14 protein-coding genes and 1 pseudogene are annotated in these 14,223 nt (G+C 62.1%); 8 read left to right on the top strand and 7 right to left on the bottom strand.

The genetic code is table 11. From position 1 onward, the window contains the following. Positions 1 to 4: 4 nt before the first annotated feature. The 7 genes and pseudogenes from ADS46_RS05320 to edd form a co-directional block, all read right to left on the bottom strand. Positions 5 to 970: a 2-dehydro-3-deoxygalactonokinase gene (locus ADS46_RS05320; protein WP_082925997.1), complete on the bottom strand. Its 966-nt coding sequence runs from the start codon at positions 968 to 970 to the stop codon at positions 5 to 7. Positions 971 to 997: 27 nt separating this feature from the next. Further along, the gene (gene dgoD / locus ADS46_RS05315; protein ID WP_066317260.1) at positions 998 to 2,146 is read right to left on the bottom strand and encodes a galactonate dehydratase; all 1,149 of its coding nucleotides are present in this window, start codon (positions 2,144 to 2,146) and stop codon (positions 998 to 1,000) included. Positions 2,147 to 2,179: 33 nt separating this feature from the next. Beyond that, positions 2,180 to 2,899, bottom strand: coding sequence for a FadR/GntR family transcriptional regulator (locus ADS46_RS05310; protein ID WP_066317259.1), 720 nt, complete (start codon positions 2,897 to 2,899; stop codon positions 2,180 to 2,182). A 156-nt stretch (positions 2,900 to 3,055) separates the two neighbouring features. Next, a pseudogene (locus ADS46_RS05305) lies at positions 3,056 to 4,049 on the bottom strand (carbohydrate kinase family protein). A gap of 42 nt (positions 4,050 to 4,091) precedes the next feature. Beyond that, on the bottom strand, positions 4,092 to 4,961 hold the full coding sequence (locus ADS46_RS05300; protein ID WP_066317257.1) for an aldo/keto reductase: 870 nt from the start codon (positions 4,959 to 4,961) through the stop codon (positions 4,092 to 4,094). A gap of 22 nt (positions 4,962 to 4,983) precedes the next feature. Then, the gene (gene glk / locus ADS46_RS05295) at positions 4,984 to 5,949 is read right to left on the bottom strand and encodes a glucokinase (protein WP_066317253.1); all 966 of its coding nucleotides are present in this window, start codon (positions 5,947 to 5,949) and stop codon (positions 4,984 to 4,986) included. Continuing rightward, positions 5,949 to 7,838 (bottom strand): phosphogluconate dehydratase, encoded by a 1,890-nt coding sequence (edd, locus tag ADS46_RS05290; protein WP_066317251.1) that lies wholly within the window; start codon positions 7,836 to 7,838, stop codon positions 5,949 to 5,951. Before edd ends, glk begins: the two co-directional genes overlap by 1 nt. Positions 7,839 to 8,103: 265 nt before the next feature. On the opposite strand from edd, the gene cobT reads away from it, so the two are divergent. From cobT to ADS46_RS05250, 8 genes are all read left to right on the top strand, one after another. Further along, positions 8,104 to 9,168 carry a nicotinate-nucleotide--dimethylbenzimidazole phosphoribosyltransferase gene (gene cobT, locus ADS46_RS05285; protein ID WP_066317248.1) on the top strand — a complete coding sequence of 355 codons (1,065 nt, stop codon included), beginning with the start codon at positions 8,104 to 8,106 and terminating at the stop codon, positions 9,166 to 9,168. Next, the gene (cbiB, locus tag ADS46_RS05280; RefSeq protein ID WP_234346770.1) at positions 9,165 to 10,175 is read left to right on the top strand and encodes an adenosylcobinamide-phosphate synthase CbiB; all 1,011 of its coding nucleotides are present in this window, start codon (positions 9,165 to 9,167) and stop codon (positions 10,173 to 10,175) included. Before cobT ends, cbiB begins: the two co-directional genes overlap by 4 nt. Next, complete coding sequence (gene cobD / locus ADS46_RS05275; RefSeq protein ID WP_066317246.1) at positions 10,172 to 11,287, top strand: threonine-phosphate decarboxylase CobD; 1,116 nt, start codon at positions 10,172 to 10,174, stop codon at positions 11,285 to 11,287. The genes cbiB and cobD overlap by 4 nt, the downstream gene beginning before the upstream one ends. Further along, the gene (locus tag ADS46_RS05270) at positions 11,271 to 11,807 is read left to right on the top strand and encodes a bifunctional adenosylcobinamide kinase/adenosylcobinamide-phosphate guanylyltransferase (RefSeq protein ID WP_066317244.1); all 537 of its coding nucleotides are present in this window, start codon (positions 11,271 to 11,273) and stop codon (positions 11,805 to 11,807) included. Before cobD ends, ADS46_RS05270 begins: the two co-directional genes overlap by 17 nt. A gap of 41 nt (positions 11,808 to 11,848) precedes the next feature. Beyond that, the gene (gene cobS, locus ADS46_RS05265; RefSeq protein ID WP_066317456.1) at positions 11,849 to 12,619 is read left to right on the top strand and encodes an adenosylcobinamide-GDP ribazoletransferase; all 771 of its coding nucleotides are present in this window, start codon (positions 11,849 to 11,851) and stop codon (positions 12,617 to 12,619) included. Beyond that, positions 12,556 to 13,209, top strand: coding sequence for a histidine phosphatase family protein (locus tag ADS46_RS05260; RefSeq protein ID WP_066317242.1), 654 nt, complete (start codon positions 12,556 to 12,558; stop codon positions 13,207 to 13,209). Before cobS ends, ADS46_RS05260 begins: the two co-directional genes overlap by 64 nt. Continuing rightward, complete coding sequence (locus tag ADS46_RS05255) at positions 13,161 to 13,586, top strand: bifunctional adenosylcobinamide kinase/adenosylcobinamide-phosphate guanylyltransferase (RefSeq protein WP_066317239.1); 426 nt, start codon at positions 13,161 to 13,163, stop codon at positions 13,584 to 13,586. Before ADS46_RS05260 ends, ADS46_RS05255 begins: the two co-directional genes overlap by 49 nt. 169 nt (positions 13,587 to 13,755) lie before the next feature. Beyond that, positions 13,756 to 14,223 (top strand): contractile injection system protein, VgrG/Pvc8 family (locus ADS46_RS05250; RefSeq protein ID WP_267886939.1); only part of this gene is annotated, 468 nt, incomplete at its 3' end.

Genomic DNA, 14,223 nt, shown 5'->3' with positions numbered 1-14,223 from the left:
CTTATTACCGGGTGCTTTGGTAGGCGAGGGTCAGCCCTGCCAATACCGCTGTGTCGCCGTCAACGCGCTGGGTGTCGATGCCGAGGGTTTCCAGGGCGAGTGAGTAACGGTGGCTGAGTGCCTCGTTGCCGATCAGGGTAACCCTTTCCCCGGTTGTCAGCTCGCGGCAGGCACCGGCCAGTTCCAGACCGATCGCCAACCCCGAGAGATGTGCGGCAAGCACGGCACCTCGGGCATCACCGCTCGGTAAGGTATTAGCCAGCAAGTCCTGAGCGCGGACGCCGAATAGCCGCTGGCTGAAGCGTTCGGGCGCCTGATAGGTTGCCTTGACCGCCTGGCTAAACGCCTGGCGACAGCCGTCGTGTTGCAGGTCATCCTGCCCTACGGAGTGCTTCAGTACGGATTGATGAGCGAGCAGTTGATACAGCTCGCCGGTCAAGTAGGTCGCAAACTCGGTGACGGCACCATCGGTTAAGCGTGCCCATTTGGCATGGGTGCCGGGCAGGCAGACAAGGCCGCTAAAACGCGATGTATCCGCCAACAGGCCAGCCAGCTGGGTTTCCTCCCCGCGCATGACATCATAGTCGTGGTTTGTGCTGCCGGTCTGGCTTAATCCAGGCAGTAAATAAACCCGCAGGCGAGGGTCGGCGAGGGGCGGCATCACCGCGCCACGAGAGAGTTGATCGAGACGCGTGGGCGTCGCCAGATAGGCGGCTTCCTGCCAACCCTGCCGCGCGCCCGCCATACCGCATACCATCACGGGCGTTTGGCCGCTGTCGGGCAACCAGTCGCCGACGATTCCAAGCAGCTCGGCCTCGTACTCGGCGGGGGTCAGCGACAGCATGCCGCGAGGGCTGGAGGCACTCGCCATGACGTGATGCTGGGCATCCATTGCCCAGGCGCGCAGGTTGCTCGACCCCCAGTCCACCGCAATCCACGCTAAAGGACGTGTCAGTTCACTTGCGCCCATAGGGACGTCTCCCGTTGATGAGATGGTTTACCACTCGGCAATCGAGCCATCTTCATGGGTCCAGACGGGGTTGCGCCAGCGGTGGCCGACCCTGGCGCGCTCTTCAACGAAGGCCTCGTCAATCTCCACACCTAGCCCTGGGCCCTGGGGAATCGCACAGAAGCCGTCTTCAATGCTGAGCGCCGATTTGTCGACCAGGTAGTCGAGAACATCGTTGCCCTGGTTGTAGTGAATGCCCATGCTCTGTTCCTGGATAAAGGCGTTGTGGCTAACGGCATCCAGCTGTAGCGACGCGGCCAGGGTCAACGGGCCGAGCGGGCAGTGGGGCGCCAGGGCCACGTCGTAGGCGGATGCCAAGGCGGCGATTTTAAGCCCCTCGCTGATACCGCCACAGTGGGAGATATCTGGCTGAATAATGTCGATCATGCCGTCCTTGAGCAGGTCCCGGAACTCAAAGCGGGTATGCAGCCGTTCGCCGGTGGCGAGCGGGTACCCAAGGCCACCGGCAATGTCTTTCAGGCAGGGCAAGTGCTCGGGAGCAACCGGTTCCTCGACGAACATCGGGTGATAGGGCTCCAGCTCGCGCAGCAGCGCCTTGGCCATGGGGCGATGCACGCGGCCATGAAAATCGATACCAATGCCCACATCCGGGCCGACCGCATTGCGCGCTTCGGCCACCCGGGCGACCGCCTCATCCACTTTGCGGTGGGAGTCGACGATCTGCAGCTCCGGTGTGCCGTTCATTTTGAAGGCGGTAAAGCCCTTGTCGGCCAGCGCCTTGGCGCCCGCGCCCACGTCGCTTGGCCGGTCGCCGCCGGTCCAGGCGTACATGCGCATTTTATCGCGCACCGCGCCGCCTAGAAGCTGGTGCACGGGCACACCCAGATCGCGACCTTTAAGGTCCCATAGCGCCTGGTCGATACCCGCAATGGCGCTCATCAAGATTGGCCCGCCGCGGTAGAACCCGGCGCGATACAGCGTATTCCACAGGTGTTCGATGCGGTGCGGGTCCTGGCCAATCAGGTAGTCGGAAAGCTCATGAACGGCAGCCTCGACAGTCGCCGCGCGGCCTTCGATGACCGGCTCGCCCCAGCCGTAGCAGCCTTCGTCGGTTTCGATCTTGAGAAACAGCCAGCGGGGCGGTACTTGCCAGGTTTTTAGTCGGGTAATTTTCATAGGGTCAGATCCTAGTCAGTTGTCGATGGCCGATTAATTGACGATGCCCAGGTCGATCGCCGTGCGGCGAAGCACTTCCCGCGCAGCGCGAGACGCCGCCTCGGCATCCCGGCGCATAATGGCTTCAAGCACGCGGCGATGCCGTGACAGGCTGTCGTCGAAGGTGTCGGTTCGGTGCTGAGAGCCATGAACCAGGGCCATGATCGAAGGGCGCAACAAGTGTCCCATTTGCCGCCACACCAGGTTATGGCTGGCTTGATAGGTAGCATCGTGAAACATCACGTCATACTCGGCGTGCTGGGCGCGAGCGGCGGGTGACCGGGCCGTTTTCTGCATGCCTTCAAAGGCGGCTTCCAGGCGGGCGATATCGTTCGCATCGGCAGCGTCGGCGGCAAGGCCCGCCACGACGGGCTCGGCCGAAAAGCGAAACGCATAGATGGCGCTCGTGAGCTGCGGGTCGAGGTCGGTAAGCCCCGTCATCCATTCGCTCATCAGCGGATCCAGCAGGTGCCAGTCGCTCATTTCACGGACGTGCGTGCCACGCCCGGCGGTGCGGTCTAAAAGACCTGCGGCGGTCAAGCGGGTCAGCGCATTGCGCACCTGGTTACGGCTCACATCGAAGTGCGTGCCGATGTCCATTTCCTTGGGGAAGGCGTCACCCGGCTGCCAGTGGCCTGCCAGTAATGCCCTTGCCAGCAGGCGGGCTAACTCGTCCGCACCCCCTTTATGGCGGGGAAGGGTCTCCAGCGTCATAGCGGTCACTTATTAACGATAGTGACGGTATGGTAGTAAATGTCTGACATTTAGACAAGCCGGAGCGGTACGACCTTTGTCGGCAATGCAGGGCGCATATCGGTGCGCCCTGGGCAATTGGCTGTTATTTAGGGAATGGTATTTAGGGAACGTTATTTAGAAAGCGTTGCGCAACGCTTCGATATCCGCGTGGGTGGGTAGGGCGGAGTAGGCGCCGGGGCGCGTTACGGCGTGTGCGCCACAACGGCAGGCCGTTTTCACCGCGCGGGTAAGAAAGTCGGCGTCCTGGTGCCAGCCTTCCTCAATGCCGTGATGTGACAGCTCGGCCAGCAGGCCGCCAATGAACGCATCACCGCCCGCGGTGGTGTCCACGGCCTCAACCTTGGGCGGCGCGATGGTTTGATCAATGCCCACGCCTTTCATCGCCACGCTATTGGGCCCGTCGGTCACCAGCATGACCTTCACGCCTGCGGCAAGGCGCTCTGCTATCCAGGCTTCTTGGGGGTGATCGCCGCGCAGATAATCAAGTTCGTCGAGCGATACCTTGACCAGCTCGGCGCTATCCAGCAGTTGCGTCACCAAGCCCATATCCGCTTCACCTTCTGGCCAGAGATTGTGGCGCAGGTTGGCATCAACGCTGATCAGGCAACCTGCACGTTTCGCCATGGACGCCATGGCAAGCGTCACGTCGGCGATTTCCGGGTCGGTCAGGCTGTTACTGCAGAGGTGAAGAATCGCGGGGTTCTCGAAAACGCCCTGGGGGAGGTGTTCAAGACGGTATAGCAGGTCGGCGGCCGGTGGCCGGTAAAAATCGAAGGTGCGCTCGCCCTGGCTATCCCGGGAGACAAACGCCAGCGCCGTGCGTGCCTCTTGAGTGAGGATCACGCCCTGGGTGTCCACGCCATGGTGTTGTAATTCGCGGATTAGAAAATGCCCGAAGGTATCATCGCCGACCATGCCCAGAAACTGGCTGGGCACGCCGAGCCGGGCGCAGGCAACCGCCACATTGGCGGGCGCCACATTGGCGGGTGCACCCGGCGGGTGCACCCCCGGCGTAGGGGGTAAAGGTCTCGGGTCCTGTGTTGTCGTTACCCAGGCGGCTGGAGAGCATATCCACCAGGGCTTCACCAAACGCAATGATCGGCGTCATGATCGATTCCTTGTCATTATTGATCAGAAGAGAAGCCTTGAACTAGGCGACGCAATGGCCCCGGGCGGCTTCCAACAGTTCATACCAGGCTTCCCTGGGGAGGGTGTCTGGGCCTGCCAGCATATCGGCAATCCGTTCGGGCTTCACGCTACCTACCACGGGCGCAGGGCGATTGGGCAGCGTGCGAAGCCATGCCAGGGCAAGTGCGCCGGGCGTGCTGTTGTACTCGCTTGCCAAACGGTCAAGCACCTTATGCACTGCGCCCTGCATCAGGTGACCGCCCGCCAGCGGCGACCACGCCATCGGCGCATGGCCGTCGGCGCATAAATCGTCGAAGCTGCCGTCAAACAGCGGTGTGCTATGGGCGATGGACAGCTCGATCTGATTGGCGCGCAGCGGGTAGTGCATGGCGTTTTGCAACCTGCGCCACTGGCCGGGCAGGTGGTTGGAAACGCCTGCGGCGCCAATTTTGCCTGCCTCGATGGCGCTGTCCAGGGCGCGCCCGGTGGCTTCGGCGTCCATCAGCAGGTCAGGACGGTGAATCAGAAAGTGATCGATCCGCTCAACGCTCAGGCAGTTTAGCGAGTCATCAATCGCCTGGCTCAGGTACGCCGGGCTGGCGTTGTAGTGCTTGACCTTGCCTGAGCCAGGGGCGGGGTTGTCGTTGGCAATGCTGGCCTTGGTCACCACCTTGAGCCGCTTGGCAAGCGCCGGGCGGGCGCGCAGTGCCTGACCAAACAGCGTCTCGCCAGCACCCTTGCCGTAGATATCGGCGTGGTCGAACCAGTGCAGCCCCTGCTCGAGTCGCGCCTCGATCCAGTCAGCCAGGTGGTTGGCCTGGTGCATTTCGGCGGTCTCGTGGAGACGCATCATGCCAAGGACAAAGGGCACGTCAAAGGTTGGCGCGGGCATAGGGAGCTTCCTGTCGGTTGGCTTAAAACACTTCTTCGTTATGCAACGCCTCAGCGGCGCCCAGTAGCCCCGTCCACGGGTGGGTGACCACCCAGACGGGAATGTCAGCGTTATACGCCCCCATGCGGCCCTTGTTGACGAAGCCGTCGCGCAGCTGGCTTTTGGGCAGCCAGTCAAGCAGGCGCGGCAGGATCCCGCCGCACAGGTAAACCCCGCCACGGGCACCCATGGTCAGCGTGGCATCGCCACACACATCGCCGAGAATTTTCAGGAACCGCAACAGCGTGGCCGTGGCGATCGGGTCGCCCTGGTTGGCGGCCTGGGTCACCTCGGCAGGGGAGGTGCAGCGCGGCGCCTGATCGTCAAGCGCGCAGTGGGCCTGATAAAGCTCGAGTAAGCCTTGGCCGCACAGGATGCGCTCCACGCTGACCCGCTTGTGGTGTTGCAGAAAGACGTCGAGCAGCGCGCGCTCGGTGTCGTCGGTGGGCGCGAAAGTGACATGGCCGCCCTCGGTAGGCAGCGGTATCCAGGCGTGCTGGCCAGGGAAGACCCCGGCCACGCCAAGCCCTGTGCCAGGGCCAATCACCAGGCGAGTGGAATGTGCCTGGCCGTCACCTGCCTGAACCGCGACGAGGTCATCGGCGGTCACATGGGGCACGCCCAGGGCCTGAGCGGTAAAGTCGTTGATAACCTTGAATAGCGATAGGTTCAGCGTTTCGCGAACCTCGCTTTTCCTGAAATCCCAGTGGTTGTTGGTCATCTTGACCCGCTCGGCGTGGACCGGGCAGGCAAACGCCAGGCAGGCTTCGCGAGGGGCGTTGTCGCCCGCCGCACCCACCCGGGTCAGGTAGTCCTGAATCGCCTCAATGACGCCCGGGTAGTCGGCGCAGGGCAGGTTGATGATATCGTGCGGGGTAATGTCGCCTGGCGTCACTAGCGCCAGGCGAGCATTGGTCCCGCCGATATCGCCGATCAAGGCCGGTCGCATCAGGCATCCTCTTCGAAGATCTGTCCTTCCTGGCGGGCCAGGTCGTCGGCTTCAAAGCCGCCGAACACCCCGGCGCCTTCTTCGCCGCGCATGGCCAGGTGGCGGAACCCAGAGAACAGCTCGCGACCCAGGCCTACGTGGTAGTGGTCAAGATTGCCGATGGCCAGTTCACGCTGCCCCCAGGTAACAGGGTCTACCTTGGCGTCGAGGGTGCCGGCGTTGGCGTCCAGACGGACGATATCGCCATCGCGCAGTTTGGCCAGCGGGCCGCCGTCCAGGGCTTCCGGGCTCATATGGATGGACGCGGGCACCTTACCCGAGGCGCCCGACATACGGCCGTCGGTAACCAGCGCGACCTTGTAGCCACGATCCTGGAGGACACCCAGGTACGGCGTCAGCTTGTGCAGTTCCGGCATGCCGTTGGCCTTGGGGCCCTGGAAGCGCACGACCACGATCACGTCGCGATCCAGCTCGCCGGATTCGAAGGCGGCCTTCATCTCGTTCTGGTCTTCGAAGATCTTCACCGGCGCTTCGACGATACGGTGCTCTTCGGTAACCGCCGAGACCTTGATCACACCCCGGCCCAGGTTGCCTTTCATCACCGTCAGGCCGCCGGTGGGCGCGAACGGGTTGGCCACGGTGCTCAGCACGGCTTCGTCGAGGCTCTTCTCGGGACCTTCGTGCCAGACCACCTTGCCGTCTTCCAGGAAAGGCTCCTGGGTGTAGGCGGTCAGGTCGGTGCCGAAGACGGTGGGAATATCGCCGTGCAGCAGGCCCGCGCCCAGAAGCTCGCGGAACAGGAAGCTCATGCCGCCCGCCGCCTGGAAGTGGTTGATATCCGCCTGGCCGTTGGGGTAGACCCGCATCAGGCTTGGAGTGACCGCGGACAGATCGGTGAAGTCGTCCCAGTTGAGCGTAATGCCAGCGGCCGCCGCCATGGCGATCAGGTGCATGGTATGGTTGGTGGAGCCGCCCGACGCCAGCAGGCCAACCACCGCATTGACGATCGCACGTTCGTCGATCTGCTTGTAGAACGGGCGATAGTCACCGCCAGGCTCGGTGTTGCGGATTGCCTGCTCGGTGGCGTAGCGGGTCAGGGCCTCGCGCATCTCGGTGCCAGGGTTGACGAAGGAGGTACCCGGCAGGTGCAGGCCCATCACTTCCATCATCAGCTGGTTGGAGTTGGCAGTGCCGTAGAAGGTACAGGTGCCGGGGCTGTGGTACGACTCGGACTCGGCTTCCAGCAGTGCATCGCGGCCCACCTTGCCTTCGGCGTACAACTGGCGGATGCGGGCCTTTTCCTTGTTGGGCAGGCCGCTGGGCATTGGGCCCGCTGGCACGAACATCGCGGGCAGGTGACCAAAGCGCGCCGCGGCAATGAACAGCCCCGGTACGATCTTGTCGCACACGCCAAGGTACAAGGCAGCGTCGAACATGTTGTGGGACAGGCCTACGGCGGTGGCCATGGCAATCACATCCCGAGAGAACAGCGACAGCTCCATGCCTGGCTGGCCCTGGGTCACACCATCGCACATCGCCGGTACGCCACCGGCAAACTGGGCGGTAGAGCCCATGGCGCGGGCAGCCCCCTTGATGGTTTCCGGGAAAGTCTCAAACGGCTGGTGAGCCGAGAGCATGTCATTGTAGGCGGAGATGATCCCCAGGTTGGCGCTGTTCATCAGCTTGAGGGAATCCTTTTCCTGCGGGTTGCAGGCCGCAAACCCATGGGCGAGGTTACCGCATGAGAGCTCGCCGCGATGCACGCCGCGTTTGTGCTGGTCGGCCATGCGACGCTCGTATAGCGCGCGCCGCTCGGCAGAACGCTCACGTATGCGCTGGGTAACCTCGGCAACGGTGGGGTTTAAAGGGGCGTGTGTTGAGCTCGGCATAGGGACCTCTGCATGGTAGAGACGGTGAGTCAGACCTGTAGTTATTTTACATTTTTTGATGGCGATAGGAGAGACCTTACGGCAATAAAAGCGTTAATTGTAGTTTTATTACCCTAATTGATGACAGCTATCGCCCTGGGCGATCAGGGCTAAAGATTGATTGCGATAGCGGTAATCGCCCGCTTGCTAAGCGTAAATCGCAAGTATAGCAGGCCTGCTTTTGCTACCATCCCCCTCTCGTGATGTTGAACGCTCTGGAGCCGCCATGCCTATCGATGTTGCCCCGTCTATTATCGAGCGTATTGCGCCGGTAGATGCTTGCGCTGGCGAACGTACCCGCGCCTATCTTGATACGTTGACCAAACCCCCGGGCAGCCTTGGTCGCTTGGAGACACTTGCCATACAGTTGAGTGCCATCACCGGTGGGCAAACGCCTGACGTAACGCCAGCCAGTGTGCTGGTATTTGCTGCCGATCACGGTGTGGCCGAAGAGGGCGTGTCCGCGTTTCCTCAGGCCGTAACGGCGCAAATGGTCGCCAACTTCGCAAGCGGCGGTGCCGCCATCAATGTCTTTGCCCGGCAGATTGGCGCGAGAATCGACGTCGTCGATGTGGGGGTGGTGGCACCCTTGACCGTGGCGGGCGTGACGCATGCCAAGGTGCGCCCAGGCACGGCCAATATGGTGCTCGAAAACGCCATGCAAGGCGCTGAAGCCCACGCAGCGATCAATGCGGGCGTTGCCGCCGTGGAGCGCGCCAGCCACGCCGGGGCCAGGTGCATCATTGTCGGCGAAATGGGGATTGCCAATACCACCGCCAGCAGCGCCATGCTGGCGGTGTTGACCGCTACGCCAGTGGCTCAGGTGGTTGGCGCCGGAACCGGTATCGATAGCGCACAGCAAGCTCATAAAGTAGCGGTGATCGAGCGCGCTATTCAAGCGCGCCAGGCCGACCCCAATGACCCTCTGGACGTGCTTGTTAAAATGGGCGGCCTGGAAATCGCCGCCATGACCGGGGCCTACCTGGCCTCGGCGGCACACCGGCTGCCTGCTATCGTCGATGGCTTTATCGCCACGGTGGCGGCTCTGGTGGCGTGTCGTTTATGCCCCGCGGTGCGCGGCTATCTGGTATTTGGTCACCGCTCGGAAGAGCCAGGTCATGCCACGGCACTTGACGCGTTGGACGCCAAGCCGCTGCTGGCGCTTGGCATGCGCCTGGGCGAAGGCAGCGGGGCGGCGCTGGCATTCCCGCTGCTTCAGGCGGCTGTCGCAATGCTCAATGAGATGGCAACCTTCGCTGATGCGGGCGTAAGCGATAGCGCCCGCCAATGATGCCCTTCAACGACGACGCACTCATGATCCTGGTGTGGATCGCCGTGGCGATCATGATTGATCTGATCGTCGGTGACCCGCGCTCGCTGCCGCACCCAGTGGTGATCATCGGCCGTTTTATCAGCCACTACGAGCGGCTCTGGAACCGCGGCTCGCCCAAGCAGCGGCGGCTGAGTGGCGTGCTGCTCACCGTCATTGTGGTGGGTGGCGTATGGGGGGGTAGCGTGTTGGTGCTGGCGATCTTGGCGCGTTTGCATCCTGGGCTTGCGCTCATCGCGGAGCTTTGGCTGTTGTCCACCACGCTTGCCATCAAAGGGTTGGCGGATGCGGGGCGCGCGATTGCCGCCCCGCTTGCCAAAGGCGACCTGCCCGCCGCTCGGCAAGCCCTCGGCATGATTGTCGGGCGCGATACCTATGGCCTGGATGAAGCCGAGATTACCCGGGGGGCGGTGGAAACCGTGGCGGAAAATACCGTCGATGGCATTACCGCGCCGCTGTTTTTTGCCCTGATCGGCGGCGCGCCGCTGGCGCTGGCGTACAAGGCGGTGAATACTCTGGATTCGATGGTCGGTTATCGCAACGCACGCTATAACGAGTTTGGTTATGCCTCCGCCAGGCTGGACGACGCGGCCAACTGGCTGCCAGCTCGCTTGACGGCTTTTTGTCTGTGGCTAGCGGGTCTGCTGTTGAGCGTTTTTTGGGGGATGCGCCTGCACTGGCGAGGCGCGCTGCGCGGTACCTTATGCGATGCACCCCGTCACCCGAGTCCCAACGCTGGCTGGCCGGAAGCCATGGTGGCGCGATTGCTCGGTGTGCAGTTGGGCGGTACCAATTACTATGAGGGTGTGGCTTCCTGTCGTGCGACGCTAGGCAAGCCGCTGGAGCCACTTCGGGTTGCCCACATCGACGCCACGATTCGCTTGATGCACGGTGGCTGGATGCTGTTCATTTTACTGTCCGCTGTCCTGATGGTCGGGTTGGGTATGATTTTTCCGAGGCTTATATGAGTACACCTGAATGGCCCAGCCACGGCGGCCAAGCCGAGACGCTATTAGCCCACTTCGGCTTGCCCTCCGGGCATCGTCTGGACGATTTCAGCGCCAATCTGAATCCCCTGGGGCCACCCGCCTGGGTACGCGACTGGTTAACGCAACATCTGGCCGGCCTTGAGCGCTATCCAGCGCCGGATTATTCCGCGGCCCGCCAGGCCATCGCCAACCATCACCAACTGCAGCCCGAACAGGTGCTGCTGACCAACGGCGGCGCCGAGGCGATTTTTCTTGCCGCCGCGCTACATGCCTGGCAGCGCGCGGCGATTATGACGCCAAGCTTTGGCGAGTATGCCCGCGCTTGCTGTGCCCACCGGCTCTCAATCGTTGAGATCGCGCTGCCCGCGCCGGACTTTGCCCTGGATGTTGATACGCTGTTGGCAAGGCTTAATGATATCGATGTGCTGTTTCTGTGTCGGCCCAATAATCCCACAGCGACCCTTATCGATACCTCGGCCATGGAGGTACTGCTGGATTACACGGCTTGGGCGGGCTGCCGGGTGGTGGTGGACGAGGCTTTTGTGGACATGGTCGGCGATACGCATGATGCGGTGTCGCTGGTACCGCTGCTGGATCGCTACCCGCATCTGATTCTGCTGCGCTCGATGACCAAGTTTTATACGCTGCCAGGGCTACGGCTAGGCTACCTGCTGGCGGATGCGGCCACGATTCAGGCGGCACAGACCCACCAGCCGCCCTGGAGCGTGAATCACCTGGCGGCGGAGCTGGTAGCGCCGCTGCTGGCGGACGGTGCCTTTACCCGGCGCACCCAGCGCTGGTTAGCCAGCGAGCGGCCACGCCTGCGTCAAGCACTTAGCGAGTTGGGTCTGGACGTTGTACCCAGCCAGGCCTGCTTTTTTCTTATCCAGCCTGGTGCCGAGCAGCGCGCCGCAGGCACCACCAGTGATGTGTTATTTGAGCGGCTGCTGCAGCAAGGCGTACTGGTACGCCATACCCACAATTTTGCCGGGCTTGAAGGTGAATGGCTAAGAGTGGCGCTACGCGATGAAGCGGCTAACCGGCGGCTAGTCAATGAGTTGAAAAAGGCACTGCATGATTGTCTTCGTTAGCGGCGGAGCGCGTTCCGGCAAAAGCGACATCGCCGAGCAGCGGGTGCTTGGCGCGGCGGCCGGTTCCCCCTGTTACTATTTGGCCACCGCAGACGTGTACGACGACGAGATGGCCGCACGTGTTGCTCGCCATCGGCAATCCAGGGGCGCGCAGTGGCTGACACTGGAAGCGCCGCTGGCCATTGATCAGGCGATTGCAAGAGTGCCAGAAGGGAGCGCCGTTCTACTGGATTGCCTGACCCTCTGGGCCAGCCAGGTGCTGTATGCCAGTCAGCTTGGCGAAGACGAAGGCTTGGCGTTACTGGCAGACACCCTCGCAGATGCCCAGGCACGCCGCGTGCATCTAGTGATTGTCTCTAACGATATCAACGAAACGTTACCTCCCGGTAATGCCGAAACCTGGCGCTACCTGACCTTTCTTCAGCGTGCCCACCGCTGGCTAGCCGCCGAGGCGGACTCGGTGCTGGAAGTGGTCGCGGGCTGTGCCATCGAATGGAAAAACGACGGGAAGTTGATGTGAAAGAAAGTACTCTGAAAGAAGATGCTGTGAAAGAAGACGCCGTGAAAAACGCTTTGTTCGGTCTCCTGCTCGCGCTACAGTTTTTGACCCGAATCCCGATCCCTGTCGCTTGCCCCTGGACGCCTGCAACCCGGCGCTGGGCGGTGCGTGCCTATCCCCTGGTCGGCTTGCTAATCGGCAGCGTCTTGGTGCTGTTGGCATTCGCCATGCACAACGTCCCCACGCCGATCACCGCGCTGGCGCTGCTGAGCCTTTGGGTCGCGCTTTCCGGTGGGCTGCACCTGGATGGCGTCATGGATATCGCCGATGCGCTGGGCAGCAATCAACCGTTGGAACGTCGCTGGGCGATCATGAAGGATCCGCAAATCGGCAGTTTCGGCATCCTGGCGCTGGTGTTTCTACTTGCCTGGAAGGGCGTTCTACTGTGGGCATTACTTACCTATCAAGCGCCGCTCTGGTGGCTGCTGGTGGTGCCCGCGCTTGGGCGCTGGGCGGGTGTGGCATTGCTGGTGCTGACCCCTTGCGCCCAGCCCAAGGGCTTGGCCTGGAGCTGGCAGCAGTCGCTTAGCGGCCAGGATGTGGCCCTGGCGCTGGTGCCGCTGGCGGTGATAGCCCTGTTGGCACCCACACTGGTGGTGATGCTGCTGACGGCCAGCGTTTTTGTGGGACTTATGCGCTGGCTTATGCTGCGCCTGTTTAACGGCATCAACGGCGATATGGTCGGTGCCACCATCGAAGGAGGAGAGCTTTGGCTACTGATCTTAGTGTGGAGCTGGTGGCAGTTCGCCACGGTATCACCGCCTGGAATCTAGAGCGCCGCTACCAGGGCCAGCGCGATATCCCGCTGCTGTTTCCCGATGCTGAGGCAGGGTTACTGGCGCTGCGCGAAGCGCTGGCGGGTGAGCGTTTTGATGCCATTTATTCAAGCGACTTGAACCGCTGCCAACAGACGCTTGAGTGGATCCAGGCCGCGAAAGAGGGCGTGCCGGTTGCGCTTGAGCCGCGTCTGCGCGAACTCGATTTTGGCGACTATGAAGGCAAGGTCTACGACGAGCTAAAAGATTTGCCCCATTACCGCGCCTGGATCGACAGCGTTGGCGAGCTGCAAATTCCTGGCGGTGAATCCGCCGCCCAACTGCGCACGCGCCTGGAGGCCTGGTTGCATGATGTAGCCGTGAATGCCCGGCAAGACGGCCATCGAAAGATTCTAGCGGTCACTCACGGCGGTGTGATTCGCGAACTGCGCCGTCGTTTTGAAACCCTTCACTTCTGGGATGGCTCAGTGAGTCAGGCCCAGGGCAGGCGCTGGGCACTCACTTATCAAACCGATGCGAATGGCAAAGGAGATTGGCAATGCAGCTCTTCATCGGCGGTGCCTGCGCTGGTAAACGCGACGCCGTAACGGCTCGCTTTCCCGACGCCGTATGGCATCGCCTCGCACCGGGTCAGCGGCTGGAAGAGTGCCAGCAAGCGCTGGTTGCCGACACCCCGCTGGTGATAACCGGCGTGCTCGAGTGGCTGGAAGCCGCTTTAGCAAACGCGGAAAATGACCCCCTGCGCCAACAGTGGCAGGGCGATATGACACGGCTCTGCCAGCGTGCTGGCGAACTAAAGGCGCCGCTTATCATTATCGCTAATGAAGTCGGTCGGGGTATTGTGCCCATGTCACCCGAGCAGCGCCGCCTGCGCGACCTCAATGGCTGGTTTACTCAAGACGCCACCGCCCAGGCCGAGCAGGTGTGGTACGTGCGGCATGGTTTGGTGCAGTTGATCAAGTAGTTATCCGGGCTTTTATCACAATAATTCGGGCAAATTTTTGCCTGTTTTGTAAGCTATTTCGTACACGTGTAAGAGATCGCTGTGACGTGCCCTGCAAGGGTTGCGCTTCGCTTCTGGCTCGCTATTCTGACCGTTTTCATTAGCGATTGATGGTCCAGGGAGCGGCATTATGTCGGAAAGGACGGGGGCGAACAAAACAGGCCTGCAATTCACCCTAGCGCTACCGGGGGTGGATGATATCGCGGTGATCGACTTCACCCATCGCGAAGCCCTCTCCCAGCCTTTCGAACTGGCGCTCAACCTGGCCAGCCGCGACGGCAGCCTGGAGGCTGCCGACCTCCTGGATCGTGAAGCAACACTCACCATCTGGCAGGACGGCGAACCGCTGCGCAGAGTACATGGGATTGTCGCTGAATTTGGCCGGGGCGATCGCGGCCATCGGCGCACCTTCTACTCCCTGGTACTGCGCCCCGCACTTTGGCGCCTCTCGCTGCGCCAGAACTCGCGCATCTTTCAGAAAGTCGATCCGCTCACCATTATCAATACCCTGTGCGACGAACGCGGTATCCGGGACGTAACCTTTGCGGTCACCCGCGAGCTTGCCGAGCGCGAGTACTGCGTGCAGTACCGCGAGACC

It is taken from the genome of Halomonas sp. G11, assembly GCF_001663515.1.
Taxonomy (GTDB): Bacteria; Pseudomonadota; Gammaproteobacteria; order Pseudomonadales; family Halomonadaceae; genus Vreelandella.
The sequence above is the reverse complement of the archived record's forward strand: the minus strand, read 5'-3'. Positions and strand labels throughout refer to the sequence as shown.

What these genes read in the sequence shown, in the direction of transcription:
- ADS46_RS05300 (WP_066317257.1), bottom strand. Translation starts at nt 4,961, where the DNA reads ATGCCCGCGCCAACCTTTGACGTGCCCTTTGTCCTTGGCATGATGCGT.
- cobD (WP_066317246.1), top strand. Translation starts at nt 10,172, where the DNA reads ATGAGTACACCTGAATGGCCCAGCCACGGCGGCCAAGCCGAGACGCTA.
- dgoD (WP_066317260.1), bottom strand. Translation starts at nt 2,146, where the DNA reads ATGAAAATTACCCGACTAAAAACCTGGCAAGTACCGCCCCGCTGGCTG.
- glk (WP_066317253.1), bottom strand. Translation starts at nt 5,949, where the DNA reads ATGCGACCGGCCTTGATCGGCGATATCGGCGGGACCAATGCTCGCCTG.
- cbiB (WP_234346770.1), top strand. Translation starts at nt 9,165, where the DNA reads ATGATGCCCTTCAACGACGACGCACTCATGATCCTGGTGTGGATCGCC.
- cobT (WP_066317248.1), top strand. Translation starts at nt 8,104, where the DNA reads ATGCCTATCGATGTTGCCCCGTCTATTATCGAGCGTATTGCGCCGGTA.
- ADS46_RS05255 (WP_066317239.1), top strand. Translation starts at nt 13,161, where the DNA reads ATGCAGCTCTTCATCGGCGGTGCCTGCGCTGGTAAACGCGACGCCGTA.
- ADS46_RS05320 (WP_082925997.1), bottom strand. Translation starts at nt 970, where the DNA reads ATGGGCGCAAGTGAACTGACACGTCCTTTAGCGTGGATTGCGGTGGAC.
- ADS46_RS05310 (WP_066317259.1), bottom strand. Translation starts at nt 2,899, where the DNA reads ATGACGCTGGAGACCCTTCCCCGCCATAAAGGGGGTGCGGACGAGTTA.
- edd (WP_066317251.1), bottom strand. Translation starts at nt 7,838, where the DNA reads ATGCCGAGCTCAACACACGCCCCTTTAAACCCCACCGTTGCCGAGGTT.
- ADS46_RS05270 (WP_066317244.1), top strand. Translation starts at nt 11,271, where the DNA reads ATGATTGTCTTCGTTAGCGGCGGAGCGCGTTCCGGCAAAAGCGACATC.